The organism is Leisingera coralii (assembly GCF_049056525.1).
Lineage (GTDB): Bacteria > Pseudomonadota > Alphaproteobacteria > Rhodobacterales > Rhodobacteraceae > Leisingera > Leisingera coralii.
In genome coordinates this window covers 1-23,440 of the sequence record NZ_JBHUPT010000056.1, presented here as the reverse complement: position 1 = coordinate 23,440, position 23,440 = coordinate 1, and the positions used below count along the sequence as shown (strand labels likewise).

Genomic DNA, 23,440 nt, shown 5'->3' with positions numbered 1-23,440 from the left:
ATTATTTACGTTTTGGTGATGGAATGCGGTATTCACCGGGTCGCGCGTCCCGGCACATTAAATGCAACCAAAAAGTGTATTCGCTTAGGGGGTATTCATGCGGTTCAATCTGCTTTCCACATTCGCCATCAGCCTGTCGCTGGCCTTGACGCCAGCCGCTCGCGTGTCTGCCGACGCGGGCGACTTTGCCGCCGGGGCCATCATCGGCGGCATCATCGGCGGCGCTTTGACCAAGAACCAGCAGCGCCGCTCCAGCAGCACGGCTCCGCGGCGGTCCCGGCTGCCCTCCACGCAGGAGGGGCGCCAGATCCAGGAGTCGCTGAACTACTTCGGCTTCCCGGCGGGTGCCGTCGACGGCCAGCTGGGCCGCAAATCGCGGGAGGCGATCTCCACCTATCAGGCGTACATGGGATATCCGGTGACCGGTCAGCTCAATGATTTTGAGAAGGACCTGCTGATCACCTCGTTCCAGCGGGCCCAGGCCAGCGGCTATATCGCGACCCAGCAGGCGATGGCGCATCCGGACGGGCCGCGCGGCCTGCTGAAGATCTACCTGGCGGAGCGGATGGCGCCGCAGCCCCAGCCCCAGCAGCCTTATGGTCTGCCCCAGACCACGATGGCCGGCAGCAGCGCGGGCGCCTATGGCGTGCCGCAGCAATACGGGCAGGCGGTGCGGCAGCCACAGTACGGCCAGCAGCAGATGGGCTTTGCCGCCGCGCCGCAGACCTATGGCGGCGCACAGCAGCCGCAATACCAGGGGCAGTTCCTGCCGCAGGGACAGGTAACGCCGCAAGGGCAGGCGCGGCAGCCGGGACAGTTCGCCCCGCAAGGTCAGGTGATGGCCGCCGCACAGGGGCAGGCCGTGTTGCAGAACGGCACGGTTATTCAGGGCACTGGCGCTGCGGCAACCCCCGTCGCGCTGCCGCAGAATGACATTGCCGCGCCGCTGATCCGCCGCCGCGCGCTGGTGATCGGCGTTGACGGCTACCAGAATCTGGCCGCGCTGCAAAAGGCGCGCAACGATGCCCAGGCCGTGAGCAACACGCTGGCGGCGCTCGGCTTTGACGTCACCACGCTCTATGACGCCAGCCGCCGCGACATCAACAGCGCGGTTTCCACCTTTGCCAATCAGATCAAGCCCGGTGACGAGGTATTGTTCTTTTTCGCAGGCCACGGGGTGGAGGTCGAGGGGCGCAACTACCTGCTGCCCTCGGACGTGCCGATGGTGAACCTCGGCGACGAAAGCTTCCTGACCGGCGAAAGCATTGCCGCTGACCGGGTGCTTGGCACCTTCCAGCGCAAGGGCGCGCGCTCGACCATCATGATCCTGGACGCCTGCCGCAACAACCCGTTCCCGCAGGACGGCCAGCGCTCGGTCGGCGGCAGCCGCGGCCTGGTGCGGATGGAGCCGCCGGAGGGGGCATTCATCCTCTATTCCGCCGGAGCGGGCCAGACCGCATTGGACCGGCTGTCGGATAGTGACGCCAATCCGAACTCGGTCTTCACCCGCGCGCTGCTGTCGCGCCTGAACGAGCCGGGCATGACCCTGCACCAGCTGGCCAAACAGGTGCGCCGCGACGTGCAGGAGCTGGCGGCAACGGTGAACCATGACCAGTTTCCGGCCTACTATGACCAGATGTCCGGCGAGATGGTGCTGCGCCGCCAGATGGCCGCGCAAGGCAACTGAGCCGGCAGCACGGTCTGAACAAACAGTGAGGCAGCCGGATTATCCGGCTGTTTTCCAGCGCTTAGGCGGAGCTGGCGGCAGCGGTGAACATTCTGCCGAAAAAAGGCGATTTTCGTCTTCACATCGCATCCGCGCTGGTCTATACGCCCCTACACCAAGCCTAAGACAGTGCGGTCGTGGCGGAATTGGTAGACGCGCAGCGTTGAGGTCGCTGTTCCTTAACCGGAGTGGAAGTTCGAGTCTTCTCGACCGCACCATCTTTGAGCAAAAAGCCCCATGTTTTCATGGGGCTTTTGCTTTTCTCCACACAGTTACCCCACAGTTTGCCCCACAGCCTGAGTGGGTAAACCCTCGATCACATTTGCGAGATCTTCTGTTCGGACGAAGGACATCCGTCCCCGTTTGAAGATTGTGATGAGGTTCTTGCGCGCCCAGATGCGGACTTGGTCGTCAGAGACACCAAAGATTTCCTGGACCTTGTTCATCCGGACGAAGAGGGGGCGGGTGAGGCTCATGCGTGGTCCCCAAAGTTGTTGCTGGCGTTTGGTGAGGGCTCTTGAGTATTGGGTCCGGCGCCGGGTGGTGTGATGGGCAGGTGTGGCTTGCTGTTTAACATGGTGGCTGGTCGTCCTCTGAAGTTAGGCTCCGATGGAGCTAGTTCAGGTATGGATACTGGCCTGGACCAAATACATCGCAGAGGGTGCTAGGTCTGTAGGAACTAGTTCAGCTTTTTCGAGCTGATGTTCAGCACATGGTCGACTACCTCAGGAACAGAAACGCCAGCGTGCCGGAGAAAGGATCTGGCCTCGCCCAGTAAGCACAGTTCCTCCGAAAACTTGTCGCGGGAGAGAGCATCATAGTTCAGGTCGAGCTGTAATGCGAAATGGCGGGCAAGTGAGGAAACCAGGTCAATAGTGGTCTTGGGAGCCATTCTAGATCTTCCTTCATGTTGAGTGTAGCTGGGATGGACGAGGGGCTAGGCCTTCGACTGTCACGACTGAGAGCTGACTGGCTGAAAGGAGATCAGTGGGTTTTTACCCGAAGTGATTCGAAAAGTGAATCCCTGTTTTGCATGGACTTGGAGATTTTCTGGTCGCCGGGAGGCCTCGCTCCACTTTATTTCCAAAAGGGATTCTGAGCCTGTCTTCTTGCCGGAGGCCCACTGGTATAATTGAAAAGAGGGTAGGGGCTAGGTCCTTTGAGCTTTCTACGCGTGACGAGGTGGACCAGCACGAGGTCCTGGAAGGTGTGCACCATTTTTTTACCGCTATTCAGAGGGTTGGTGCCAAACCGGGTAATGCAAATTCTATTTGGTAAATTTGTTTTCGCCTATTTCATCGAAATTACGCGATGATGTTCACCACCCAATCGACGTCTTCCTCGCCGCAGTCCCCTGGAGCAAGGCCCCGCGTGGCCAGCCAGGAGCGGGCGAACACCCAGGCCGGGCGGCCGGTCAACCAAGCCAGAACCTCGTCCATACGGTACAGACGGCGGTTTCCTTTCCCCCGCGGGGCAGGGCGTGAGGGCGGCCCCTGATCGCGAACTCGCCAGTTGGCAAGGACCTGAACTGATATGCCCAGCGCCTTGGAGAGTTCTCGGGAGGTAAGCGGGCGCCAGATGGGGATGCTGCTGGAAATAGCCGCGGCTTCCAACTGGCTGGCGCGGGTCTCCAGGTTTTGACGCAAGTGTCGCATAGAGAGGTCCTTTCATGGAAGTTCGGGGCAGGGCGGTGCCGCCGTCTCTACTACAGATGACTTAGCCGCAGCCTCGGCGGGGCTGCGGCTGTTGAAGCGAGGGGCTTATCCATCTGCATGCGGGCGTATGAAGACAATGGTCAGCCGGGTTTGCTGGGGGTACCACCAGCTTAGGTCATCATAGCTAGCCCACATGGCCAGGTCGGTTTGGCCAGCATCCTTGAAATCAGGCGCATGCGAGTAGGGCATGGTAACTATCCCGATGACATCGCGGCCTTTGCGGATCAGGTAGGTGTGGTCCAATTTGAGCCCCGGAAGCACTTCAAGCTGCTTCGCGAGGGCCTTAGTTCTCGGATCCGAGCAGAAGTGGGGGGCCACGGGGGCGACCTGCTCCTGGTCAATTTTTGCCCCTCCAAGGATGTCTGCCTCTATGGCTTCGCGGACCGATGAGCGGTGGCGCAGCAGGCGGGATCGGTAGTCTGCCCACTGAGTAGGGCTGCTCCCTGATGTGGGCGGGTGCGACAGCAGGTGCTCAATGGCGGAGAGGCTGTCGTGCAGATATTCGGATTTCATATAGAGTTTAGCCTTCTGGTTGCGCGCTGAGTGGCGCCATCGTGAGAGTTGAGGAAGTCAGATCACCGAGCCTTTTAGGGCGAGCCCGACCCAGAGAATTCCGGCTTTTGTCCGTTTGTTTATCAGCCCCGGACGCTTCTCCAGAGCGGCTTTGAACTGAGGACCGGACAGCCCCTTGAGGCCGTTTTGCATTGCCCAGGAGCGGTATTCTGAGAGGAGGTCGCCCGCGCCAACCGTGGCTTTGGGATCAGCTGTGGTGCACTCTCCAAGGAACTGGCCAATCATGTCGCTGTTCTCGCCGTACTGACTGGTGGCGAGAGTGATCGACGCAGGCGGGCGGATTCCTTTCATCCGGATGTAGTCAACCATGCCTTCGAGGAGGCGGTTGAAGATGCCGGAGCGTTCTGCGCGCAGCTTGCCGGGTAGGGAAGGGTCGCGCTTCTCGGGGGGGATGATGTTCTTGAAACCAAGAACTACGATGCGGCGCGTCATCGCCGGGTCACCGCCGTCGATCACTGGTAGGGCGTTGGTGACAAACAGGGGGACGGCAGTTGGGGTGAATTCGAAGTTCTCCTTGTAAAGGTAGCGAGCTGTAATCTTGTCGCCGCCGGTCAGCTTCTTCATAAGGGAGCTGTCGAGAATTTCACCCATTCCGAGCTCGCTGGATACCGCAAGTCGTGCACCATTGAGGCGGGAAAGGTCGTTGCGAACACCGGAAAACTTTTGAACCGTGAAGGTCGATGTTTCGACGTTGACTGCATAGTCTCCTAGGCAGGCTTGGATCTCGTTGACGAGAGTAGACTTTCCGTTGGCTCCGGCACCGTAGAATATGCCGAGGATTTGCTGGTCAAAAAGCCCGCTGACTGAATACCCCAGGAACCGCAAAAAGAAGGCCGCTTCTTCCTCATCGGGAAGTGCGTCAGATAAAACCTTGTCGAATGTTGGGCACCGTGCGTTTAGGTCAAAATCTACATCCGCCATCTTGGTCAGAAGGTCTTCGGCCCGGTGCTCGCGGAATGTGAAACCATCCTCATTTATCTCGATTGTGCCATTGCGGACATTCAGGAGGTCGCGGCGGGCATCGAAATCACTGCCGTCCCGCAGTATTACCGGGTCGCTGCGCATGAGTTCCATCAGCGCCTTGACCTTTGTGCGCGTCTGGATTTTCTTTACTGACTTATGCTCGTCGCCACGCGAAGGGTCTGTGTTGGCGCGAACTCCCTGAACGATGTTTTCTAGGAAACGTTTTACCGCTTCCTGAACAATGGCTTCGCCATTCTGGCACTGCCACCGGTCAACCAAGGTATAAAGCCAGCCGTGGGTAGTGGTATAGCTGACGCGGCCTGAGAGTAGGCGAGCGAGCTCGCGAGAAAGATTTATTTCGTCAAGTTCCGTGGTCGCGCCGCGTGGATACCGCGATATGCTGCGAACGATGCCAATTACTTCCTGCTCTGGCAGGGGGTGTGGCAACTCTTTGTTTAATGCCAACACCATGGTCAGGATGTGAGACTCGGAATGCCCTTTGCGGACCAGCCAGCCTATGGTCGAGGCAAAGTCGTTACTCCGGTGGCCCTCTTCATATCGGGCCAAGGGAGTAAGTTCTGGCTGGATCGGGGCGGCAGCTAAATTGAGGAGCCAATCCTCATTGTCCTCGTGTGCGGTCATTCAGTTATCCACATATACTGGTTTCCGGAGATGTGCAGGGATGGCGGCGCAATCACGTACCCGGCCTCGCCACGCACATCGATGTTTGGGCCGATCTTGCTTGCACTGCTGGGGACGGCACGGCCTTGCGTCGGGCGGTAGATGTGCAAACCGCCACTGCCGGTCTGAACCAGCATTTCCTTGTTCGCCGGGCCGTATTTTGCTTCTAGTTCTCGGAAGGCCGTCAGCCCGTTCTTTTTCGGGCCAACGTCGATGTCGATGACGAAGATGCCAGAGAGGGCGCCTGTGGCGATCCCTATGTTGACCGGTTTCTGCTGATTGAAGAGAAACTTGATTTGGACCGGGTCGGTGGTTGCGTTCTTGAAGCCGCCCGCGTGGATGGGATGTTTACCTGGGGCGGAGCAGTCTGTCTTTCCGCAGGTACAATGGCCGTTCATGATGGAGTGGGTCGGAAAGACCGCCCACCCCTTCGACGCGTAGCGCAAGGCCCATTCCAGCATCATTGCTGACCGTCCTTTAAGCCTGCGGCGCTGTTCTTTGCTTCGTGCTCTTCCAGCCACTTAATCAGCGCATCGATGCGGTAGCGCACGGTGCGGCCGACCAGCAGGCGCGGCGGGCCGATGAGGTCCTTGGTCCAGCGGACCAAGGTGCGGAGCGAAATGCCAAGGAATTCGGCGGTATCGCGGGGGGTCATCAGGGGGGATTTAGACATCTGTTCCATTTTCTGTTGGAGAGCGATGTCAAGGAGATGGTGGCGCGAACTGGCGTTGCAATTCTTTGACATTCACCGGAATGGTTCATTTTGGCGCGCAACATCTTTTCGTGTTTTCAGGGGGATAAGCAGAGGCCGCGGGGGGGCATGAGGCGGAAAACGCTGAAAGCGGAGCTGGTGTAGGCGGTGCAGGTAAATTCCAAACCTTTTCTAGAACGCTCGAAAAAGTAATCGATACAAACTTTATGCCTACACTACCTACACCGCCGCTGCCCCGTGGCCGATAGATGCTCGGGGGCACGAAGAGGTTCCTGGCGCAGTTAAGCGAGTCCTCAAACTGAACACACTCCAGAAGGCCTGCGGTCCAGTTTTCAGAGGGCAGAGCATCTGGCAGATGCAAGTGATTGTTAGGCCACTAAATTCCGCTGAAACTTCAGTGGCTGGACCGCGGTTCCACTGACGGGTGTGTAAGACGGTAGAGTGTGTTGCCGTGTTTTTGTTTGACACAGAGGCGATTTTGCCAAATTTTTTAAGGCATTGTTAAAAAGAGAATTGAAGCGAAAGATGGATTATCTGACGTGGCCTGGGAAGTCTTCCCGTGAGGGCGCAATAGAGCACCCAGCGTTTTATCACATGATCGATGTAGGCGCGGTCGCAGAGTGCCTGCTTACCCAAACTGGAACCCCAGCTCCAGAGCGGGCGGTGTACACGCTTTGTGCGGCCTTGCATGATCTTGGAAAGATAAGCAACAGCTTCCGCGACATGCTGCGGGAGGGCCAACCCCAGACTTTTGGCCGTCATTGGGAGGTGACAGAGGCTTGGTTGCGGCACTTCGATGCCCGGTTGGCTCCGCTTGCCGATGACGTATATGACCGGTTCGATCTGTACGCTGCTATTGCCGGGCACCACGGGCGGCCTCCCACTAGCGAAAACTTTGACCGGATGATCGCGGCCGCAGGGGAAGAAGCTGAACGGGATGCGGCCGCTGCGCTTGAGGTGCTCATGCATCTCTGGCCCGGGGCCAGGCTGGATTTACCGTATGAAGAACTCGTCGCACAGACATGGTGGCTCCCCGGCCTGATTGCGGTTGCGGATTGGATTGGCTCAAACCAGGCGTTTTTTCCGCCGGTCACGCCTGGACCGTCTGCTGAGGAATATCTTGCCGGGGCGCGCGAAAGGGCGCGTTTCGCAATCCACCAGGCCGGTTTGGATTTTCCGGAATTATCGAAGAAGCGGGTCGTTCCGGAAAGCTGGGAACTGCGCCCGATGCAGCTGGCCGCTCAGGATATTGCTCTGCCGCCCGGTCAGGTTTTGGCCCTGATCGAGGATGAGACAGGGTCCGGCAAGACTGAGGCTGCGTTGATCTTGGCGCAACGGATGATGAGGGCGGGCAAGGGCAGGGGGTTGTTCTTTGCCTTGCCGACGATGGCGACGGCGAACGCCATGTTCAGCCGGGCCGCCGAGCTTGTAGAACGGTTCTTTGAAACCGCGCCGAGCCTGTCCCTAGCGCACGGACGCGCGGGCTTGTCTAAGGACTTCCGAACCCTGATCGGCCCGGAGCGCAACCCGGCTTCGCCGTCTTGCACTGAGTGGCTGGCCGACGACAGGCGCCGCGCATTGCTGGCTAATGTTGGCGTCGGGACAATCGACCAGGCGCTTTTGTCGGCTCTGCCTGTACGACACGCGATGCTGCGGCACTACGCTTTAAGTCAAAAGATTCTGGTCGTGGATGAGGTCCACGAAATGGGCGATCCATACATGGCGGAGGAAGTCTGTCGCCTCCTAGAGTTGCACCGGCGCGCAGGCGGTTCCGCCATTCTGATGACCGCCACGATGCCGGTTGAGCTGCGCACGCGCCTTTGCCGGGCCTACGGTCAAGAGGCGCCAATGGACACTGCTTATCCCGCGCTGACCATAGCAGGACACGGCCAAATTACCGGCATTTGTGCTGTCAGCCAGCGCGGGCCTGTCCGAGTCCGGCGGGTACCGAAGGCCAATGCGGCAGCGGAACTGCTTGCGGAAGCAGTCGAGTTTGGCGCTGCCGCACTATGGGTGCGCAACGCTGTAGATGATGCAATAAGTGCAGTTGAGCAGCTGCGGGCGCAGGGCATTCCAGCGGATCTTCTGCATGCTCGCTTTGCCCTGCATGACCGGATGCGGCATGAACAGGTGGCCCTGCAAACTTTTGGCAAGGCGCGGGATGCGCGACCGGGTCGGGTTCTAGTGGCGACGCAGGTTGTTGAAAGCTCTCTGGATCTCGACTTTGACGTCATGGTCTCCGACCTTGCTCCAATCCCCGCTTTGGTGCAGCGGGCGGGGCGTTTGTGGCGGCACATGGACAAGCGCCCCGTGGCGACTAGGCCGTGCGCGGCACCGGTTCTGCACGTTTTGTCTCCAGATCCGGATCAGGCTGTGGATGCGCGATGGCTAAGCCGGATCCTGGAGCGCGGCGCCTTTACCTATCCAGTCGATCTCCAGTGGCGTGCAGCGAAGGCACTATTTGACGCCGGGCAGATCGACGCGCCGAGAGGTCTACGACAGCTGATCGAGGAGGGTCTTTCAGGCGGCATGCTGCCTGAACAGCTAGTGCAGGCGGAACAGGAGCGCCTAGCGCAGGGCTACGCCCAGACCGATCTCGCGCGTCAAAACCTCATTGCGCTGGACAAACCGTACAGGGATATCAAAGGGTTCTCCGAAGATGCTGATTTTCCGACCCGGCTGGGCCAGCCGCAACGGGCGCTAGTGCTGGCGCGGCAGGTGGGGCAGGCGCTTGTGCCCTTGGCTGGCGAAAGCTGGAATGCAACCACCCGCCAAATGTCCGAAGTTACAGCGTCAGCGCGCAGACTCAACCGGTTACCGTTGCCGGATCAGTCCCTTCCTGCGATCGCAGCGGTCAAACAAGAGTGGCCAGAGTGGCTGCAGGCGCAGCTTACAGTCTGCCCGTTGGCGGGCAGTGGCGAGATTTGCGAGGGCTTGTCCTATGATCCTGCCAAGGGCCTAATCTTCGTCGGAGCAAACGGAAGTTGAACACGCTTGGCTGCATGACTTGACGCAAGTATGGGCTGAGAATAGCGTCAATAGCGCAACTTAAACTTATGGTGATTATTACCTCTATGCCCCTCAATCTCATCTCAGACGCGTGGATTCCCGTCCGACTGAACGACGGACGCCGTCGGACAATTGCGCCTTACCAGATGGCAGACCCATTGATCGCCGCGCCGGATTGGCCGCGGGCGGACCTGAACCTCGCCTGCTATGAGTTGCTGATTGGCCTAGTATACATGGCTTCACCGCCGACCAACGTCCGGGATTGGGCGCGTACGCCCCCTGATGCTCCAAAGCTGAAGGCACGGTTGGGCACTTTTGCCGAAGCTTTCAACCTGCTCGGCGAAGGCCCGAGCTTCTTGCAAGACCTGCAAGAGCTGCCGGGCACGCCCTCCAGCCCAGACCTTCTATTCATCGACTCCGCTGGCGGCAATACCGCCCGTAACAACGCCGATCTGATGGTACACCGCGACCGCTATGCGGTTTTGGATCTGCCGATGGCAGCCATGGCGCTCTACGCCTTCCAACAGTTTGCGCCCTCCGGCGGAGCTGGCAACCGAACCTCGATGCGGGGCGGCGGTCCGATGGTGACACTGGCCGATCCAGGCACCGGGCTCTGGGATTTGGTTTGGGCGAATGTACCCTACGGTCAGCCCGCCAATGTGGGCAATCTGCCCTGGATGCGAGCGACCCGCACGTCGGAGAAGGGTCAGTCGGTGGGCGCCTCGCAGGCACATCCGGTAGAAGCGTTTTTCGGCATGCCCCGCCGCTTGCAGCTGGTAGGGGAGGAGATGGTCACGGGGGTCATCCAGCGCCCCTATGGTACAAACTACGGCCTCTGGCAGCACCCGCTCTCCCCCTACTACTGTATGAAGGAAGGAGCTGAGCTTTTGCCGCGGCACCCCTCTAGTGGTCGGTTGCCTTATCGAAATTGGGTAGGAATCGTGCTGTCCGACCCGCGTGCGGAGGACGGGCTGCGGCAGCGGGCCGAGTGCATCCAGACCTTTTTCGGGCGTTATCAGAGGCAGGCCAAGCGGATGATCGCGGGCGGTTGGGCGATGGACAACATGAAGCCCAAGGATTTTCTCTGGGCGGAACTACCCCTGCTGGCCTTCGATACGCGCGCCCAGTCTACGGCCGAACAGCTGATTGAAGGTGCAAATCTGGTAGCGGGTGGTATGCGGCAGGCTTTGCTGGTGGTGCTGGCCGAAGGCAGCGCTCGCGAAGCGCAGCTGGATCACTTCTGGGCGGCTACCGAAGGCGATTTCGCCGCGGCGCTGGCGGAGCTGGCGGAAGAAGATTTCGATGCCGAGACAGTCGCAAAGCAGTTTCTCTCCGCCATCGGCCGTCAGGCGCTTGTGCAGTTTCAGGAACTGGCGGTGCCGGGGATGGCTGATTGCCGGATTGAACAGGCAGGCCGAATCGTGGCGGCACACCGCAATCTGACCGCGCTGGTCCACGGCCGCAGCACGCAAGGGAAGAAGCTATGGAATACGCTGAGTCTGACCCAACCCGTTTCGAAAACCGTCGAGAAGCAGAAAGCGGACGCATGAGTGGCCCTGATATGGAGAAACGCCCCGGCCAGCTGATTCTTAGCTGGTGGTCCGCCGCTTTGGGCGACCGCAAGACAGGTAGTCAAAAAGCGCTGTCCGCCCGCTTGCGCCGCGGCGATGACGTAAGCGTGCTGTGCGAGCCAGCAGTCCATGGACTGGCCCAGAGTCTGAAACTCCGGGATGGGCTCCGGGTTGCCCGGCTGGCACGAGTACTGGCGCACGTCCCCCACTACACAGCCGATTGCCTTCCCCGCCGCCTGGGGCAGGGTGATCCGCCCGCCCTTTCGCCGATGCGCTTTGAACGCCTCATCCAGTCTGATGGAGCCGACCTGGAAACGGCGATCCGGCGTGCTTTGCCCTTGGCGCAGCATGCGGCCAACCCCGCTCACCTAGGCGAGGCCCTTATCAACTGGAACGACACCACGCGAATCCGCTGGTGCTTCGACTACTACGGTGGCGAAACGTCCCAGAACGAAATTTCCGAGGATCTTCCCAAATGACTACCTTTGTTCAATTCCACCTGCTCACCACATACCCGCTTTCAAACCCGAACCGGGATGACCAGGGGCGGCCAAAACAGGCTATGATCGGGGGAAGCCCGCGGTTGCGGATTTCTTCTCAGTCGCTTAAGCGCGCGGTGCGGGAAAGCAGCTATTTCGCCCAAGACCTAGCGGGTCACACCGGCACCCGCACCCGACGCCTTGCCACGGAGCTGAAGACTGAGCTGATTGGGCAGGGCATAGCAGAAGCGCACGCGGAGGAGGTCGCCGCTGGGATTGGAAAGGCCTTTTCCAAGCTCGAAAAGGGGTCTACCAATGCCACCACGCTGGCATTCATTTCGCCCGAGGAATGGACGCTGGCCCGGGAGCTGGCGGCAAAGGCTGTGGCCGGAGAAGCTCTGCCCACAGACAAGGATCTGAAGAAGGCGGTCCTGCGTCGTGCCGACGGGGCAGTCGATATCGCGATGTTCGGGCGCATGCTGGCCGACAGCCCTGACTACAACCGCGATGCCGCTGTGCAGGTGGCACATGCCTTCACCACTCACCGGTCGCAGGCGCAGGACGACTGGTTCTCTGCCGTCGACGATCTGAAGACCCGCGAGGAAGACGCGGGCGCGGGCCACATCGGGGAGCATGGCTTCGGGTCCGGCGTCTATTACCTCTATGCCTGCGTGAACGTGGATCTTCTTGTCGAAAACTTGGCTGGGGACCGGGCGTTGGCCGCAAAGGGGCTGGAGTCACTGGCCCAGGCATTGGCCACAGCTACTCCGAAGGGCAAACAGAACAGCCACGCGCATCATCCCCGGGCGGGCTTCATCCGGGTTGAGCGCGGTCAGCAGCAGCCGCGTGACCTCTCGGGCGCCTTCCACAAGCCCGCCGCCGCCGATGAAAGGGCCAGCATTGAGGCGCTAACGGCGATGGCCGCGAAGATCGACCGCGCTTATGGTGCCTGTTTCGACCAGATGGCGGTGATGGATGTTGCGGAAGGCACAGGCAGCTTGGCGGAAATCGCTGCCTTCGCTGCAGCCTCGGTTCAGGGCGAAGCAACTGATGCCTGAGTATCTGATCTTCCAGCTTGTGGCTTCCTTCGGAGCCATGGGCGAGTTCGGCGGCCATGACCGGCGCGGATCCCTCACCTTGCCGGGACGCTCCACCGTACTTGGCACGCTGGGCGCTGCGCTGGGGCTTCGGAGGGATGCAGATTTTTCCGCCCTCGATGCGCTGGGTGTCGCTGTCGCGAGCTTTGGTAGGTCCGCGCTTTTGCGTGACTATCACACGGTTCAGACAGTGCCATCGGCAGCGGTTAAACGGCCGCAATCCCGCCCGCAGGCGCTGCGCGATGCGGGGCAGAAGGTGAACACCACATTGACCAGCCGCGACTACCGGACCGATTGTGTCTTCGGCGTATCGGTCTGGGGGGAAGGGTTGCAGGAGCTGGCTAGTGCGCTTGCGGCGCCGGTGTTCCAGACCTTCCTGGGCCGTAAGGCTTGTCCTCTCTCGGCCCCCTTCGATCCGCAGATTGTAGAGGCTTCCACCCCCTCTGCTGCCTTGTCCCATCTGCGGCTGCCTCCGTGGATTGGCACACGTGAAATGGACATGATCATAGCTGACGAAGGCACTGATCTGGGCGCTCCTGCGAGGCTGGAGACGCGCCACGATCGCGCCCTAGACCGGACACTCTGGCATTTCGGCCAGGGGCGTTACGCGGTGGCCCATCCTCGTATCAGTGCTGATGAGGTGAAAACGTGATGTATCTTTCGCGCCTGACCCTGACGCGCGATCCCAAGGTCGCTGCTGTGAATGCGTTGCTAGACCCGAAGCAGGCGAGCGCACGCGCTGATGTCAACCACCGACTTCTCTGGTCCGCCTTCGCAGGTGCCCCCGGTGCTACCCGCGATTTTCTCTGGCGCGAGGAGGGGCGTGGCAGTTTTCTGGTTCAATCGCCAAATCCGCCCCTAGACAGCCCGTTCTTCGAGCCCCCGGAGGTGCGCGCGCTGGCACCTGACTTGCGCGTGGGCGACCGGCTCTCGTTCCTGCTTCGGGCGAATGCAACCAAGGACCTGCGCGGCGAAAAGCGTAAACGCGTCGATGTAGTGATGAACCTCCTGCACGGTGTTCCGAAGGGGGAGCGCAGCGCCACGCGCATGGTGCTTGCGCAAGAGGCGGCGCAGGACTGGATGGAAGGGCAGGCGGTGAGGGCGGGCTTTGCCGCCGATAATGTCGAAGTGCAGGACTACACCACCCTGAACTTGCCCGGCCACCGCGGCAGGCGGCTAGGGGCCCCACGGTTTGGTATCCTCGACCTTACCGGCCACATCACGGTTACTGACCCCCAGGCCTTCATCACCAAGCTGGCACAGGGGTTCGGGCGGGCCAAGGGTTTTGGTTGCGGACTCATGCTGATCCGGCGCACCTGACATGGCGGTTTCCCCCGGCCTGCCGCCGCCGCGCCCGATCCCGCTTAAGGACCGGGCGCAACTGGTATTTGTGGGGCGCGCCCAGCTTGATGTGCGAGACGGAGCATTCTGTGCCGTCAACTCTGATGGTACCGTCACCCAGATTCCGGTCGGCGGCCTGGCGGGGTTGATGCTGGAGCCGGGCGCCCGAATCAGCCATGCCGCTGTCGCCCTGGCTGCTCGCACTGGTACCTTGCTAACTTGGGTTGGCGAGGGAGGGGTTCGGCTTTATTCGGCTGGACAGCCCGGCGGGGCGCGCTCGGACAAGCTCTTGTGGCAAGCAAGGCTGGCTCTAGATGAAGCTGCCCGCCTGCGTATCGTTCGCCGAATGTACGAAATCCGCTTCGGCGAGACTGCGCCGGAACGCCGTTCAATTGATCAGCTGCGCGGCATCGAGGGCGTCCGCGTACGGGAAAGCTATGTTCTTCTGGCTCAGAAATACGGCGTTGTCTGGAAGCGCCGGAAATATGATCCGAAAGACTGGGAGGCCGGGGACGTACCCAACCGCTGCCTTTCGGCTGCCACCGCGTGCCTGCATGGTCTAACCGAAGCTGCAGTGCTGGCCGCCGGGTACGCTCCGGCGATCGGCTTTCTGCACACCGGAAAACCGCTGAGCTTTGTCTACGACATCGCCGACCTGTGGAAGCTGCAGACCGTGGTTCCGGAGGCCTTCCGTGTCGCAGCGCAGGCGGCGAAAGGCAAGCTCGATATGGCACCGGACCGTGCCGTCAGGCTGGCCTGCCGCGATGCTTTCCGTCGGTCCGGGCTGCTGGCAAAGATCATTCCCCAAATCGAGGAGGTTCTTTCCGTTGGCGCGCTGCCCAAGCCGGAGGCGTCGCCGGATGCCATTGGGCCCGCTTTCAAGGATGAGGAAGGAAGCGGTGATGATGGTCATCGTGGTTAGCCGCGCCCCGCCAAGGCTGCGTGGACGGCTTGCTGCCTGGCTGCTGGAAATCCGCGCCGGGGTCTATGTCGGCGACTACTCGGCCCGAACCCGCGAGCGGATCTGGGACCAGGTTCTCGGCGGTCTTGAGGAGGGCGACGCGGTCATGGTCTGGCGCACGCCGGATGACCAGGGTTTCGATTTCGCCACCGCAGGCTGGAACCGCCGCATGCCGGAGGATTTCGACGGATTGAAACTGGTCCGGTTTCTGCCGCAAAGCACGAAGTAAATTGCCCTGAAACGGTAAAAAATCCGGTACGCTCTTTGACAATTGAAAAACACCTTTAGATTAATGGTTTCCGCGAAGACCGTTCCCCGCCTGCGCGGGGATCACCCGCGTGGTTCCAAAGTCAGCAGACGCAGACGCCCCCGTTCCCCGCCTGCGCGGGGATCACCCGAGGTGGCTGTAGGGAACGTCTCCAGCCCGCCACCGTTCCCCGCCTGCGCGGGGATCACCCGAAAGGAATGCGATCTCTGATGATTTGAAGAAACCGTTCCCCGCCTGCGCGGGGATCACCCGTTCATCGTCAACGACAAGGTGAAGAACCTCAGCCGTTCCCCGCCTGCGCGGGGATCACCCGGTATGCAAGCGCCGCCGATCGGCAATGGTGGACCGTTCCCCGCCTGCGCGGGGATCACCCGGGCGGCGGGAACAAGACCAGCAGCGGCATTTCCCGTTCCCCGCCTGCGCGGGGATCACCCGGTATGCAAGCGCCGCCGATCGGCAATGGTGGACCGTTCCCCGCCTGCGCGGGGATCACCCGTTGACTGTTAGCAATGACAGCCCCGCAATCTCCCGTTCCCCGCCTGCGCGGGGATCACCCGGTATGCAAGCGCCGCCGATCGGCAATGGTGGACCGTTCCCCGCCTGCGCGGGGATCACCCGACCTCACCCGCCTGCAGGGGCACATCAAGACGCCGTTCCCCGCCTGCGCGGGGATCACCCGGTGACTGTTAGCAATGACAGCCCCGCAATCTCCCGTTCCCCGCCTGCGCGGGGATCACCCGTCAGCAAGCGCCCATTCGGCAATTTTTCCTTCCCGTTCCCCGCCTGCGCGGGGATCACCCGGTGAATGTATACGCATTCGCAAGCGTGATATCCCGTTCCCCGCCTGCGCGGGGATCACCCGAAATCACGCCTGGAGGTGTCATGACTGCAGGGCCGTTCCCCGCCTGCGCGGGGATCACCCGACCTCACACGCCTGCAGGGGCACATCGAGGCGCCGTTCCCCGCCTGCGCGGGGATCACCCGGTGGGGGACGACGGTCTTGTCAACTATCTGGACCGTTCACAGCCTGTGCGGGGATTGCATGACTTTACTCGTCTGCATGGGCACAGACCTCCGCCGTTCCCCGCCTGCGCGGGGATCACCCGCGCTCAGGCGAGTTTCCCGCTGATTGACCCGACCGTTCCCCGCCTGCGCGGGGATCACCCGATGGTTGCGCGTGTTTTAGTCATTGGCTTGCCCCGTTCCCCGCCTGCGCGGGGATCACCCGGTCGCACATTTGAACCCCTTTCGCCTGGGCGACCGTTCCCCGCCTGCGCGGGGATCACCCGCGAAGAACAGGCCGCAGAAGAAGCTGAGCGACCCGTTCCCCGCCTGCGCGGGGATCACCCGGATCCGGAGAGGTTTCCGTCCGTGTCGCGCTCCCGTTCCCCGCCTGCGCGGGGATCACCCGCCGGATGCAGTACCCGCGTCGGTGATGGTGTTCCGTTCCCCGCCTGCGCGGGGATCACCCGGTATGCTCCAGCCCCCACATGTTACCGGCCTCCCGTTCCCCGCCTGCGCGGGGATCACCCGGTATTGATGGATTGCAGGCAGAAGCCCTTCGGCCGTTCCCCGCCTGCGCGGGGATCACCCGACGCTGACCGGAGGTGATATCACGCTTGCGAACCGTTCCCCGCCTGCGCGGGGATCACCCGGTTCTGCTGGCCCGCCTCTGCGGCGCTGACGGCCGTTCCCCGCCTGCGCGGGGATCACCCGGTTGGTCAGATACATCAAGCATTCACGGTCCCCCGTTCCCCGCCTGCGCGGGGATCACCCGTCGTATCTGACGCAGTTGCAACCGCGCAGACCCCGTTCCCCGCCTGCGCGGGGATCACCCGATCAACCAGGACGTCGGCCGGCCGATGGCGGCCCGTTCCCCGCCTGCGCGGGGATCACCCGTGAGCGCCGCAACCGTTGGGGCAGCAGGGGCCCCGTTCCCCGCCTGCGCGGGGATCACCCGAGCGGCCGACTCCTTGTGGTAGCCGTAGCCGCCCGTTCCCCGCCTGCGCGGGGATCACCCGCTGTTCGGGCTGTCCGACCAGTAGCCCTGGAACCGTTCCCCGCCTGCGCGGGGATCACCCGGCCGTGAGCGACAAGCTGGCCGTTGCGCAGCGCCGTTCCCCGCCTGCGCGGGGATCACCCGCCGGATGGCACTGGCAAGGCTGAAATGGCAGCCCGTTCCCCGCCTGCGCGGGGATCACCCGACCGCCTGCACCCTCTTTGCCCTGCGCACGGACCGTTCCCCGCCTGCGCGGGGATCACCCGAGCAGGGGTTGCTGATGAGCGGCACCTATGGCCCGTTCCCCGCCTGCGCGGGGATCACCCGGCGAAAGAAAAACAGCGCCTCGAACTTGAGGCCCGGTCCCCGCCTGCGCGGGGATCACCCGATCATGGGTTGCGAATGGGCGGCGCCTCGGAGCCGTTCCCCGCCTGCGCGGGGATCATCCGGCGAAAGAAAAACAGCGCCTCGAACTTGAGGCCCGGTCCCCGCCTGCGCGGGGATCACCCGATCATGGGTTGCGAATGGGCGGCGCCTCGGAGCCGTTCCCCGCCTGCGCGGGGATCATCCGGCGAAAGAAAAACAGCGCCTCGAACTTGAGGCCCGGTCCCCGCCTGCGCGGGGATCACCCGTCGTTCGACAGCGTGTAGGTAATGGCGTGTTCCCGTTCCCCGCCTGCGCGGGGATCACCCGGCGTGGAAGGACGGCACCGAGATCCCCGAGACCCGTTCCCCGCCTGCGCGGGGATCACCCGGGGCGCGGATGTGAGCGGCATCGCCCAGGGCGCCGTTCCCCGCCTGCGCGGGGATCACCCGTCGCTTGGCGATGGCGTCCGTAAAACGGCCCCCCGTTCCCCGCCTGCGCGGGGATCACCCGAATGAAAGGGGCAGGTGATGCCAGGTGACAGCCCGTTCCCCGCCTGCGCGGGGATCACCCGGGCAAATACCTGCGGGATGATTTCGGGGCCTACCGTTCCCCGCCTGCGCGGGGATCACCCGATCACACGGTTTCTCTTGGCTAGGGCTCTCTCCCGTTCCCCGCCTGCGCGGGGATCACCCGTTGAGATCCGGGGCGACGGGAATGCGACTATCCCGTTCCCCGCCTGCGCGGGGATCACCCGCCATCGAGGTCATCCGGAAGTACTACGACGGACCGTTCCCCGCCTGCGCGGGGATCACCCGCCGCCCGGCGCAACGGCTGGTTGGAAGAAGCCCCGTTCCCCGCCTGCGCGGGGATCACCCGCCGTCCCCCGGTTCTGGTGCGTCCCTGCTGGTCCGTTCCCCGCCTGCGCGGGGATCACCCGCTGATACTCTCCCTCAGCCATTACTTACCTTCCCGTTCCCCGCCTGCGCGGGGATCACCCGGTGCAGGGGATCGAGGATCCAGATGTGCGCGTCCGTTCCCCGCCTGCGCGGGGATCACCCGTGGACAGAAGTTCCATCACAACTTCGCTCATCCCGTTCCCCGCCTGCGCGGGGATCACCCGACGAGGCAATCCCGGAAATCGTGGAGATTGCCCCGTTCCCCGCCTGCGCGGGGATCACCCGCTGGACGTGCTGGGCCTGGACCCTGAAAAAATCCGTTCCCCGCCTGCGCGGGGATCACCCGTTGAGACCCTACTCCGACCGGTCCTGATGGGCCCGTTCCCCGCCTGCGCGGGGATCACCCGCTGGACGTGCTGGGCCTGGACCCTGAAAAAATCCGTTCCCCGCCTGCGCGGGGATCACCCGGTGAAATCCTACGCCTATCTGTTTTGCGGGACCCGTTCCCCGCCTGCGCGGGGATCACCCGCGCATTGGCGAATTCCAGATCTTCAGGGTTGACCGTTCCCCGCCTGCGCGGGGATCACCCGGCACCACACAGCGTCCAAAGCATAGAGATAGCCCGTTCCCCGCCTGCGCGGGGATCACCCGTCATTTCGAACAGGGGTCCATCTCTGGTTGCCCCGTTCCCCGCCTGCGCGGGGATCACCCGCCGGTTGTGGCCTTTGCCGTGGATGCCTCGGCCCGTTCCCCGCCTGCGCGGGGATCACCCGTGATTTGCCGTGTCTTGAATTCGATCATGATGCCGTTCCCCGCCTGCGCGGGGATCACCCGATCGGCGGGATGCTGATCATTTTCGGGCTTGGCCGTTCCCCGCCTGCGCGGGGATCACCCGACCGCCGAGACGATCCGGCCTTTTGCATGGGTCCGTTCCCCGCCTGCGCGGGGATCACCCGGCCAACAGCGTGATCGGCAAGGCGCTGATGGACCGTTCCCCGCCTGCGCGGGGATCACCCGCGCTGCAGTAACCTGAGTGGGGGTCATCTCCTCCGTTCCCCGCCTGCGCGGGGATCACCCGCGCGGCGATAGGGTGGGTCTTGTTTGGGTCGGCCGTTCCCCGCCTGCGCGGGGATCACCCGCGCGGCGATAGGGTGGGTCTTGTTTGGGTCGGCCGTTCCCCGCCTGCGCGGGGATCACCCGGCATTGCGAAGAGGGTAACATCTACAGGTGACCCGTTCCCCGCCTGCGCGGGGATCACCCGTGACACGGCCTTACACCAACCTGGCGCACCTCCCGTTCCCCGCCTGCGCGGGGATCACCCGACGTTCCGCGAAACCCCGGTGAGGGACTGGGCCCGTTCCCCGCCTGCGCGGGGATCACCCGAACCCGGACAGGCCCAGCGGGTCGGGCTTCATCCGTTCCCCGCCTGCGCGGGGATCACCCGTCGCAAGGCGGTGTTTTGCCTTCTTGGCACGCCCGTTCCCCGCCTGCGCGGGGATCACCCGCGTGGAACATCAGGTTTCCGGCTGGATTGGACCCGTTCCCCGCCTGCGCGGGGATCACCCGGATCTGATCGGCATGACGGTGCTGCGCGATGACCGTTCCCCGCCTGCGCGGGTATCACCCGTCGTTGTTGTAGGTCTTGCCAGCGGTGTCCGCCCGTTCCCCGCACACGCGGGGATCACCTGGGAGTAAACCGCAAGGTTTAGTGGGGGTGAAGCTAATCCCTGGCTGTGCGGGGATTACCTGCCTTGTCAGGGTTCCGCCTCCCGCCCACGCTTGGGTCTCCCGCAACACATAAGTTATCTATAAAGGAATTTCGAGGCGGGAATTACTCCGCTATACGGATACCATGCCGACAAACTAAAAAATAATAAGACTGGCGAGGGGGCTCACACAGCAGGATGTGTACGAACCCGCAGGTATCGCCAAATCATATTGCTCCGCGCTCGAAAACAGGAAACGGGGCCTAAATGAGCGTTTGATATTAAGGCTTTGAAATGCTCTCGTCATGGAGCATTACATGCTGATAATTGACACCAACGCCTCAAGCGACTTGCAGTTCATCGAGGATTTCTTACAGCTATCTGCTGATCAGAGGGATTTGGTGCGCAAGATGGTTACCGATCTAGCAGAAGCGAAGATGCAAAAACCATGATAGCCCGCTTTATCGCTATTGAGAGTGGCGAGTGGTCCGCCCAAAGTTCACAATCATGCAGTCTGCCTCATCAGGTCCGGCCCCCGTCCACGCAGGGATAACAACCAATGCAACTGGCCAACCCCGATGCCCGGATGTAGGGTTTCCTGCTCACCTTGGGAAACCCCGAGGCAGATCACTTTGAATATTCAGCCCGACCCGACGTTCCTTCAGCGCGTGCCCTGGGCTCCAGGCTCATTGAATTTCAGAGCTAAAAGTTGACGGTGGTGTCGAGTGCTATGGCCGTTAAGAACACATTCAGGAAACTGTCATAACGTGTAGAACACGCGACTTGATCTGATATTTCTGTTTTTCTGGAGCGCAAGCATGGAGTGTCGATCAATGACGAGTATTAAGGAGAAGATCATCAAGCCGAAGCTGGGGCTGCTGGAACTTGCCAGGCAGCTCGGCAGCGTTTCGCAGGCCTGCAAGGTGATAGGATAGGCCGCTTCAATTTTGATCGGCTTGCGATCCGAGTGCTCGGCGGCCAGTTCCCTCATGGTTCGGGCAAAGATGCCCTTTACCTTCCATCGCTTCCACCGATTGGAAGGGGCTTGGGAGGTCCTTGCTCCTTTGGGGATCGGACCAGCGCGACCCACTTCGATTGCCAAAGATAATCCCGCTGAGGACGCGTCTGTCATCGACGCTCGGCTTGCCATTGCTCGTGGGAAAGCAAAGCCTCAACCGCGCCATCTACTCCTGGGTCAACCATAGTAAATAGAATTTGCTCATTACACCTCCTGAAGTTCAGGCGCTTGAGGCAGTACTTCGCGGTGACTGCAAGTAAATCAATGGATCCAGAGCTTAGTCGTCGGCGTCTGGCCCCAAGCGGTTCTCTCGCCAGTTTTCGGGCCAAAGCTGGGTAACTTCCATAACCTCTTCATTTGATAGAATTTTGGACGAGACGCTGGTTTCCTCGACCTCGATCGCCTCTGTTAGGCTAGGCATATCGGCGATCGCAGCGGCAGGATCCGGACGTCCGTTTGGCATCAGGTAGTCGTTTCCCTGAATTTCAAACTGTGTCCCGTCAGGATCGCTCGAATAGTGAATTTCCTCTGCGCTTAGGGCGCGTGCCACGCGAACCGCCTTTTTGGCTTGCTGAGCAGTGAGCAAGTAGGTCCGGGTGACTTGCACGAATACGTACCCTTCCTCTTGCATCCGCATCATCCTTTTTGATCTTCAGTGGTATGTCCGCCGGTAACGTAAGCGGCCCATGCCTCCATCACGGGGCGGCGGCGCTCCAAAAGATCAGACCGGGCGTAGCTACGTTCCACTGTACTCCCTATTTTGTGGTCGAGTACGGTTTCCGCCACTTCCCAAGCGCAAGCATCAGTGTCTCTCACCCAGTCCCGGAAGCTTGACCGGAAACCGTGAGGCCTTCCTGCCTCATTCAGGGCGTCCAGGCTCTTCTCTAGTGCACGGCTGGTGATTGTCTTGCCCCGGAGGCCTGGGAAAAGGAAATCATCAAAGTACTCTGCTTGGTCGGCCACCAGGGCCACCGCAGCGCGGGACAAGGGGACACGAAAGTCCCGGACTTTTCCCTCAGCGCCTTTGATGCGGTACTTGGGGACGGTCCAGAGATCATCATTGAACTCGTCGAAGCGGGCGCCGGAGCAGCCATCCAAGCGCACGAGGGTCAATATCATGAAGCGCAGGCACTGGCCTGCGTTTGTGTCCGGCAGCCGGGCGTACAAGCTGGGGATGTCCTGCCATGGGGTGGAGGGAATGTGCTCGGTGATGTGAACGACCTCCCCGAGCATTCGAGAGGCTTGGTCTACGATAATGGGATCGACGGGATAGCCCATGAACTTTCCCTCTCTTAGGATCAGGCGCGAACGCTGTGCAGCTTTTTCTGCGGTGGGATGTTTTGTGCCCCAGATTGGGCGCAGCGCGTCTGCCATGTCCTGGGCTGTAAGTTCTGATCCTCGTTTCTTGCCAATCACGGGGAATAGGTGCGTGGCCAGAGGCGACATCCAGCGCCCACGGGTCCCTTCACCGCGGAGGCGGGCTTTCCGGGCCTCCAGCACCTTCTCGGCCAGCTTTTGGAAGGTCGGGTCATCTCGCTCCCGCTCTGCTGCCTTCGCGGCTTCTTGGGCCCTTCGGACGTCGATGGGGTCCTCCCCTGCGGCCAGGATGGTTTTCCAGCGGTCCCGCAGTTGGCGGGCATCCGCAAGTGTTACGGTCGGGTACGACCCCAGCCCCATATCGCGGCGGCGGCCCGCAAAGCTGTAGCGGTAGGTCCACCGGCCTCCGTTTTCCGTCCGGGCAATCATCAGGCCATTGCCGTCCTGATATATTCCAGGTTTCGCCGTCTTAAGTTTGGCTGCCGTGAGCGCCATATCTACCCCACAGTTTGCCCCACAGACGAGGGCTCGTTTTGCATCGTCACCCATCGGTTCGTCTCGGCATTGAGACGCGTAGGGCGTTAAAATACTTGGGTTAATCTCGGTTCTTATCAAGCCCCGTCGTGGTGGATTCGGTGCATCTCGACCGCACCAATCACCACTATAAGTGATTAGCAATTAAGGAATCTTCGGGATGACCCATTCAGGGTCCACCGAATGGTCCACCCTTGAAACTACGTTGCGGGTAGTGCTGCCAAGACATCTGGCCAAGTGTCTCGAGCTCTCCTATCCTGATTTCGCCTAGGTATCGTCGTAACCTGGGGCATCGCGATGCTCTTCAGTCATGGAGACATCGTGATGAGGATTCTTTCAAAGCGCCAACTCAAGGAGTTGGTTCTCTACTCGCCGCAACACGTCGCGCGGCTGGAGAAGGCCGGTCAATTCCCCAAGCGGGTACAACTGGGCCCTGACGTGCTCCCCGCAGAGTCCGCGGTTATTAGTTCGCCCTGTTCAGGGTTTGGTCCTCTACTGACCGTTGGTG

At 61.6% G+C, this 23,440-nt stretch carries 21 protein-coding genes, 1 tRNA gene, 1 pseudogene and 2 CRISPR repeat arrays; of the genes and pseudogenes, 13 read left to right on the top strand and 10 right to left on the bottom strand.

Going from position 1 to position 23,440, the window contains the following annotated elements; genetic code table 11:
- Positions 1-97: 97 nt before the first annotated feature.
- On the top strand, positions 98-1,687 hold the full coding sequence (locus ACFMBG_RS17105; RefSeq protein WP_421055909.1) for a caspase family protein: 1,590 nt from the start codon (positions 98-100) through the stop codon (positions 1,685-1,687).
- A gap of 170 nt (positions 1,688-1,857) precedes the next feature.
- Positions 1,858-1,944: transfer RNA gene (locus tag ACFMBG_RS17100), tRNA-Leu, on the top strand.
- A gap of 54 nt (positions 1,945-1,998) precedes the next feature.
- On the opposite strand, the gene ACFMBG_RS17095 is transcribed toward ACFMBG_RS17100, so the two are convergent.
- From ACFMBG_RS17095 to ACFMBG_RS17065, 7 genes are all read right to left on the bottom strand, one after another.
- On the bottom strand, positions 1,999-2,202 hold the full coding sequence (locus tag ACFMBG_RS17095) for a hypothetical protein (RefSeq protein WP_421055908.1): 204 nt from the start codon (positions 2,200-2,202) through the stop codon (positions 1,999-2,001).
- Between the two features lie 203 nt (positions 2,203-2,405).
- Positions 2,406-2,618 carry a hypothetical protein gene (locus ACFMBG_RS17090; RefSeq protein ID WP_421055907.1) on the bottom strand — a complete coding sequence of 71 codons (213 nt, stop codon included), beginning with the start codon at positions 2,616-2,618 and terminating at the stop codon, positions 2,406-2,408.
- A 412-nt stretch (positions 2,619-3,030) separates the two neighbouring features.
- Positions 3,031-3,381 carry a helix-turn-helix domain-containing protein gene (locus ACFMBG_RS17085; protein ID WP_421055906.1) on the bottom strand — a complete coding sequence of 117 codons (351 nt, stop codon included), beginning with the start codon at positions 3,379-3,381 and terminating at the stop codon, positions 3,031-3,033.
- Between the two features lie 105 nt (positions 3,382-3,486).
- Entirely contained in the window at positions 3,487-3,954 is a 468-nt protein-coding gene (locus ACFMBG_RS17080; RefSeq protein ID WP_421055905.1) for a hypothetical protein, read from the bottom strand.
- 57 nt (positions 3,955-4,011) lie between these two features.
- Positions 4,012-5,619 carry a phage/plasmid primase, P4 family gene (locus ACFMBG_RS17075; protein WP_421055904.1) on the bottom strand — a complete coding sequence of 536 codons (1,608 nt, stop codon included), beginning with the start codon at positions 5,617-5,619 and terminating at the stop codon, positions 4,012-4,014.
- Complete coding sequence (locus ACFMBG_RS17070) at positions 5,616-6,122, bottom strand: bifunctional DNA primase/polymerase (protein ID WP_421055903.1); 507 nt, start codon at positions 6,120-6,122, stop codon at positions 5,616-5,618. Before ACFMBG_RS17070 ends, ACFMBG_RS17075 begins: the two co-directional genes overlap by 4 nt.
- On the bottom strand, positions 6,119-6,331 hold the full coding sequence (locus tag ACFMBG_RS17065) for a helix-turn-helix domain-containing protein (protein ID WP_421055902.1): 213 nt from the start codon (positions 6,329-6,331) through the stop codon (positions 6,119-6,121). The genes ACFMBG_RS17070 and ACFMBG_RS17065 overlap by 4 nt, the downstream gene beginning before the upstream one ends.
- Positions 6,332-6,895: 564 nt before the next feature.
- On the opposite strand from ACFMBG_RS17065, the gene cas3 reads away from it, so the two are divergent.
- The 10 genes from cas3 to ACFMBG_RS17015 all read left to right on the top strand — a co-directional run bounded on the left by cas3 (position 6,896) and on the right by ACFMBG_RS17015 (position 20,515).
- Positions 6,896-9,358 (top strand): CRISPR-associated helicase Cas3', encoded by a 2,463-nt coding sequence (gene cas3, locus ACFMBG_RS17060; RefSeq protein WP_421055901.1) that lies wholly within the window; start codon positions 6,896-6,898, stop codon positions 9,356-9,358.
- A gap of 68 nt (positions 9,359-9,426) precedes the next feature.
- Positions 9,427-10,929, top strand: coding sequence for a type I-E CRISPR-associated protein Cse1/CasA (gene casA, locus ACFMBG_RS17055; protein WP_421055900.1), 1,503 nt, complete (start codon positions 9,427-9,429; stop codon positions 10,927-10,929).
- Positions 10,930-10,940: 11 nt separating this feature from the next.
- Complete coding sequence (gene casB / locus ACFMBG_RS17050) at positions 10,941-11,429, top strand: type I-E CRISPR-associated protein Cse2/CasB (RefSeq protein ID WP_421055899.1); 489 nt, start codon at positions 10,941-10,943, stop codon at positions 11,427-11,429.
- Positions 11,426-12,487, top strand: coding sequence for a type I-E CRISPR-associated protein Cas7/Cse4/CasC (cas7e, locus tag ACFMBG_RS17045; RefSeq protein WP_421055898.1), 1,062 nt, complete (start codon positions 11,426-11,428; stop codon positions 12,485-12,487). The genes casB and cas7e overlap by 4 nt, the downstream gene beginning before the upstream one ends.
- Positions 12,480-13,178 carry a type I-E CRISPR-associated protein Cas5/CasD gene (cas5e, locus tag ACFMBG_RS17040; RefSeq protein ID WP_421055897.1) on the top strand — a complete coding sequence of 233 codons (699 nt, stop codon included), beginning with the start codon at positions 12,480-12,482 and terminating at the stop codon, positions 13,176-13,178. The genes cas7e and cas5e overlap by 8 nt, the downstream gene beginning before the upstream one ends.
- Positions 13,178-13,846, top strand: a complete 669-nt coding sequence (cas6e, locus tag ACFMBG_RS17035) for a type I-E CRISPR-associated protein Cas6/Cse3/CasE (RefSeq protein ID WP_421055896.1) — start codon at positions 13,178-13,180, stop codon at positions 13,844-13,846. Before cas5e ends, cas6e begins: the two co-directional genes overlap by 1 nt.
- A 1-nt stretch (position 13,847) precedes the next feature.
- Positions 13,848-14,789 (top strand): type I-E CRISPR-associated endonuclease Cas1e, encoded by a 942-nt coding sequence (cas1e, locus tag ACFMBG_RS17030; protein WP_421055895.1) that lies wholly within the window; start codon positions 13,848-13,850, stop codon positions 14,787-14,789.
- Positions 14,773-15,057 (top strand): type I-E CRISPR-associated endoribonuclease Cas2e, encoded by a 285-nt coding sequence (gene cas2e / locus ACFMBG_RS17025; RefSeq protein ID WP_421055894.1) that lies wholly within the window; start codon positions 14,773-14,775, stop codon positions 15,055-15,057. Before cas1e ends, cas2e begins: the two co-directional genes overlap by 17 nt.
- 79 nt (positions 15,058-15,136) lie before the next feature.
- Positions 15,137-16,080: a CRISPR direct-repeat array (repeat unit 29 nt; unit sequence CCGTTCCCCGCCTGCGCGGGGATCACCCG).
- 92 nt (positions 16,081-16,172) lie between these two features.
- Positions 16,173-20,045: a CRISPR direct-repeat array (repeat unit 29 nt; unit sequence CCGTTCCCCGCCTGCGCGGGGATCACCCG).
- Positions 20,046-20,227: 182 nt separating this feature from the next.
- A complete protein-coding gene (locus ACFMBG_RS17020) occupies positions 20,228-20,356 on the top strand; it encodes a helix-turn-helix domain-containing protein (protein WP_421055939.1) in 129 nt (42 codons plus the stop codon).
- A 24-nt stretch (positions 20,357-20,380) separates the two neighbouring features.
- Positions 20,381-20,515 carry a hypothetical protein gene (locus tag ACFMBG_RS17015; protein ID WP_421055893.1) on the top strand — a complete coding sequence of 45 codons (135 nt, stop codon included), beginning with the start codon at positions 20,381-20,383 and terminating at the stop codon, positions 20,513-20,515.
- A gap of 479 nt (positions 20,516-20,994) precedes the next feature.
- On the opposite strand, the pseudogene ACFMBG_RS17010 reads toward ACFMBG_RS17015, so the two are convergent.
- The 3 genes and pseudogenes from ACFMBG_RS17010 to ACFMBG_RS17000 form a co-directional block, all read right to left on the bottom strand.
- A pseudogene (locus ACFMBG_RS17010) lies at positions 20,995-21,247 on the bottom strand (transposase); the annotation flags it as partial.
- 111 nt (positions 21,248-21,358) lie between these two features.
- Positions 21,359-21,712 carry a hypothetical protein gene (locus ACFMBG_RS17005; protein WP_421055892.1) on the bottom strand — a complete coding sequence of 118 codons (354 nt, stop codon included), beginning with the start codon at positions 21,710-21,712 and terminating at the stop codon, positions 21,359-21,361.
- 5 nt (positions 21,713-21,717) lie between these two features.
- On the bottom strand, positions 21,718-22,947 hold the full coding sequence (locus ACFMBG_RS17000; protein ID WP_421055891.1) for a tyrosine-type recombinase/integrase: 1,230 nt from the start codon (positions 22,945-22,947) through the stop codon (positions 21,718-21,720).
- A 309-nt stretch (positions 22,948-23,256) separates the two neighbouring features.
- Here ACFMBG_RS17000 and ACFMBG_RS16995 point away from each other — a divergent pair.
- Positions 23,257-23,440 (top strand): helix-turn-helix transcriptional regulator (locus tag ACFMBG_RS16995; protein WP_421055890.1); only part of this gene is annotated, 184 nt, incomplete at its 3' end.